This is a genomic window from Pedobacter yulinensis, assembly GCF_003029735.1.
Classification (GTDB): domain Bacteria; phylum Bacteroidota; class Bacteroidia; order Sphingobacteriales; family Sphingobacteriaceae; genus Pedobacter; species Pedobacter yulinensis.
This window is the reverse complement of the sequence record NZ_KZ686275.1, coordinates 1-4,870: the sequence shown is the minus strand read 5'-3', so window position 1 is coordinate 4,870 and position 4,870 is coordinate 1. Positions and strand designations below refer to the sequence as shown.

Below are 4,870 nucleotides of genomic sequence, written 5' to 3'. Positions count from 1 at the left end.
TCAATGTTAAACTGTAGTGAAGGTGCATGGGGTCTTTCCGTCCCGTTGCGGGTACCCGGCGTCTTCACCGGGACCACAATTTCACCGAGCTCATGGCTGAGACAGCGCCCAGATCGTTACACCATTCGTGCAGGTCGGAACTTACCCGACAAGGAATTTCGCTACCTTAGGACCGTTATAGTTACGGCCGCCGTTTACTGGGGCTTCGATTCAATGCTTCGCCTTGCGACTAACATCCCCTCTTAACCTTCCAGCACCGGGCAGGTGTCAGGCCTTATACCTCATCTTTCGATTTTGCAAAGCCATGTGTTTTTGTTAAACAGTCGCCTGGGCCTTTTCACTGCGGCCAATGTTGCCATTGGCGCCCCTTCTCCCGAAGTTACAGGGCCATTTTGCCGAGTTCCTTAGCCATGATTCACTCGAGCACCTTAGAATTCTCTTCCCGGATACCTGTGTCGGTTTGCGGTACGGGTTTTTATAACCTGAAGCTTAGCGGTTTTTCTTGGAAGTCTGATTACCTGCACTATCCACGCCCCCGAAGGTTTGCGGTACTATCAGCTTTCAGCAATCTATCCGGATTTGCCTGGATAAACTATACCTACAGCCTTTAACGAACTATTCCGTCAGTTCGCGGCAGTTTCACTACTCCGTCCCCACATCGCAGTTATAAAAAGTACGGGAATATTAACCCGTTGTCCATCGAATATCCCTTTCGGGTTCTCCTTAGGCCCCGACTAACCCTGATCCGATTAGCGTTGATCAGGAAACCTTATCCTTTCGGTGGGCGGGTTTCTCTCCCGCCTTATCGTTACTTATGCCTACATTTGCTTTTCTAATCGCTCCAGCACCCATTACCAGATACCTTCGCCGCAATTAGAATGCTCCCCTACCGATATATTTCAATCCCATAGCTTCGGTGATACACTTAATGCCCGTTTATTATCCATGCCCGATCGCTCGACTAGTGAGCTGTTACGCACTCTTTAAATGAATGGCTGCTTCCAAGCCAACATCCTAGCTGTCTGTGCAATCGGACCTCGTTAGTTCAACTTAGCGTATACTTGGGGACCTTAGCTGATGGTCTGGGTTCTTTCCCTCTCGGCCCGTGACCTTAGCACCCCGGGCCTCACTGCCGGTCATATTTCATAGCATTCGGAGTTTGTCTGGATTTGGTAGGATTTGACTCCCCCGCACCCAATCAGTAGCTCTACCTCTATGAAACTCTATACCGACGCTGTTCCTAAAAACATTTCGGGGAGTACGAGCTATTTCCCAGTTTGATTAGCCTTTCACCCCTACCCACAGATCATCCGGAAACTTTTCAACGTTTATCGGTTCGGTCCTCCAGTACGTGTTACCGCACCTTCAACCTGTCCATGGGTAGATCACAAGGTTTCGCGTCTACCTCCACTGACTATGCGCCCTATTCAGACTCGCTTTCGCTTCGGCTGCGTGGCTTAACCACTTAACCTTGCCAATGAAGAGTAACTCGTAGGCTCATTATGCAAAAGGCACGCCGTCACAGAATTAATCTGCTCCGACCGCTTGTAAGCACACGGTTTCAGGTTCTATTTCACTCCCCTGTTCGGGGTTCTTTTCACCTTTCCCTCACGGTACTGGTTCACTATCGGTCTCTCAGGAGTATTTAGCCTTACCGGATGGTGCCGGCAGATTCCCACAAGGCGTCTCCGACCTCGCGGTACTCAGGATACTACTAGGTCAATGTCACTTTCCTGTACCGGGCTATCACCGTTTATTGCCAGGCTTCCCATCCTGTTCCAGTTCATTTCATTGTACCACATCGTAGTCCTACAACCCCACTTATGCCGTAACATAACTGGTTTGGGCTCTTTCCCTTTCGCTCGCCACTACTCAGGAAATCATTATTATTTTCTCTTCCTCTGCTTACTTAGATGTTTCAGTTCGGCAGGTTTGCTCATTTTTGTGACATGTCTTCAACATGCCGGGTTGCCCCATTCGGAAATCCGCGGATCAATTCATATTTGCTAATCCCCACGGCTTATCGCAGCTTATCACGTCCTTCTTCGCCTCTGAGAGCCTAGGCATCCCCCGTGTGCCCTTTCTTACTTTCTTCTACTCATGCGCCTTTTGCGCCGCATGGTATGCCTTTTTGATAAGATATCAGCATTCAGACCTCAGTACTCAGATTGATTTGCATCAATCCTTCCCTTCAATCCAAACAACCAACATCGTCTCTATTTGTTGTTTGCTCTTCTTTTTTAACTTCTTCCAATATGTCAAAGAACTTTTCTGAGATCTGTAAAGCACAACAGGTATAAACCTATCTGCTTATCTTCTCAAAGAGTGGAGAATAACGGATTCGAACCGTTGACCCCCTGCGTGCAAGGCAGGTGCTCTAGCCAGCTGAGCTAATTCCCCGAAAGATGTCTTGTGCTTAAAGTGTCCTGTCTTTTCTAAAGTTCAGCTATCCCGGTAACCACCTTAACGATCAGTTACCATTTACCTCTACTTTTAAAAAAGACCCTCCACCATAAATGTAGTCCCGAGCAGATTTGAACTGCTGACCCCTACATTATCAGTGTAGTGCTCTAACCAAACTGAGCTACGGGACTATCTTACAATCTCGCCTCTTAGATGATTTGAACACCACAACCGTGGCTTTCATCTTTTGGGTGTCTTCTTTTTCTCTTATTTAGAAATATCATGTTGCGCAGCGAGTAGTCAGAATCGCTCCAGAAAGGAGGTATTCCAGCCGCACCTTCCGGTACGGCTACCTTGTTACGACTTAGCCCCAGTTACCGGTTTTACCCTAGGACGCTCCTTGCGGTTACATACTTTAGGTACCCCCAGCTTCCATGGCTTGACGGGCGGTGTGTACAAGGCCCGGGAACGTATTCACCGCGTCATTGCTGATACGCGATTACTAGCGAATCCAACTTCATGGGGTCGAGTTGCAGACCCCAATCCGAACTGTGATCAGCTTTTTGAGATTGGCGCACCATTGCTGGCTGGCTGCCCTCTGTACTGACCATTGTAGCACGTGTGTAGCCCCGGACGTAAGGGCCATGATGACTTGACGTCGTCCCCTCCTTCCTCTCTGTTTGCACAGGCAGTCTGTTTAGAGTCCCCACCATTACATGCTGGCAACTAAACATAGGGGTTGCGCTCGTTGCGGGACTTAACCCAACACCTCACGGCACGAGCTGACGACAGCCATGCAGCACCTAGTTTCGTGTCCCGAAGGACTTATTCATCTCTGAATAATTCACTAACTTTCAAGCCCGGGTAAGGTTCCTCGCGTATCATCGAATTAAACCACATGCTCCTCCGCTTGTGCGGGCCCCCGTCAATTCCTTTGAGTTTCACCCTTGCGGGCGTACTCCCCAGGTGGAACACTTAACGCTTTCGCTTAGCCGCTGACCGTGTATCGCCAACAGCGAGTGTTCATCGTTTAGGGCGTGGACTACCAGGGTATCTAATCCTGTTCGATCCCCACGCTTTCGTGCCTCAGCGTCAATTAAACCATAGTAAGCTGCCTTCGCAATCGGTGTTCTGTGACATATCTATGCATTTCACCGCTACTTGTCACATTCCGCCTACCTCTAGTTCATTCAAGCCTATCAGTATCAAAGGCACTGCGATGGTTGAGCCACCGTCTTTCACCCCTGACTTAATAGGCCGCCTACGCACCCTTTAAACCCAATAAATCCGGATAACGCTTGGATCCTCCGTATTACCGCGGCTGCTGGCACGGAGTTAGCCGATCCTTATTCTTACCGTACATTCAGCTCCTTACACGTAAAGAGGTTTATTCCGGTATAAAAGCAGTTTACAACCCATAGGGCAGTCTTCCTGCACGCGGCATGGCTGGTTCAGAGTTGCCTCCATTGACCAATATTCCTTACTGCTGCCTCCCGTAGGAGTCTGGTCCGTGTCTCAGTACCAGTGTGGGGGATTCTCCTCTCAGAGCCCCTAGTCATCGTCGCCTTGGTGGGCCGTTACCCCGCCAACTAGCTAATGACACGCATGCCCATCTTAATCCTATAAATATTTGATCATTATACCATGCGGTATTGTGATTTTATGCGGTGTTAATCCGGATTTCTCCGGGCTATCCCCCTGATTAAGGTAGGTTGCATACGCGTTACGCACCCGTGCGCCACTTTCATGAGGAGCAAGCTCCTCAATCTCGTTCGACTTGCATGTATTAGGCCTGCCGCTAGCGTTCATCCTGAGCCAGGATCAAACTCTCCATTGTAAAGTTTGTTTTCCTGACTAGTTTTAACTATTTAATATAAACAATTAAAATAGTCTTCTTTTTTAATTTTGTCTGTCTCTTCTGACTTAAAAATTTGGCTTGGTACCCTGTACTTGGGTAAATACCTTGTTACCTCGCCACGCTACATTGACATCTCTTTTAAGAACTTTTCCGGCTTTTCTTTAACCTCACGGCCGCCGATTTTTTTTATTTCTTTCAACTTTATCCCCTCTTCCATCGCTCCTCCATCAGGTCTTTTCATCCCCATCTCAGAGCCTTGTTAAAGGTGTTGATTTCAATCTTTTTTTCTTTACTTCTGCGACATCCGCCGCTTCCGTTTTCCCTTTCTTTCGTTCCGGGATGGCAAAGGTAAGAATGTTTTTGTTTTCACAAAGAAAAAGTTTTTATTTTTTTTCTCCTCTTACCCTTCAGCTTTTCAGTGTTTCCGTTCCTTCCGAACCGGGCTGCAAAGGTAGAAATCTTTTCGATCTCTGCAAAGAAAATGTTTTATTTTTTTCTTCTCTTCCTCTTCAGCTTTTCACATCTCCCGTTCCTTCCGAACCGGGCTGCAAAGGTAGCTAACTTTTTGGCTTCTGCAAGAAATATTTTAAAATATTTTCTCCCCGCTTT

General features: G+C 47.8%; 2 tRNA genes and 2 rRNA genes. All 4 read right to left on the bottom strand.

Annotated features, from left to right (window positions below):
- A 23S ribosomal RNA gene (locus C7T94_RS19230) occupies positions 1-2,094 on the bottom strand; the annotation flags it as partial.
- A 232-nt stretch (positions 2,095-2,326) separates the two neighbouring features.
- Positions 2,327-2,400 (bottom strand) — tRNA-Ala (locus tag C7T94_RS19225).
- 119 nt (positions 2,401-2,519) lie between these two features.
- Positions 2,520-2,594, bottom strand: a tRNA-Ile gene (locus C7T94_RS19220).
- A gap of 124 nt (positions 2,595-2,718) precedes the next feature.
- A 16S ribosomal RNA gene (locus C7T94_RS19215) occupies positions 2,719-4,240 on the bottom strand.
- Positions 4,241-4,870: the final 630 nt, after the last annotated feature.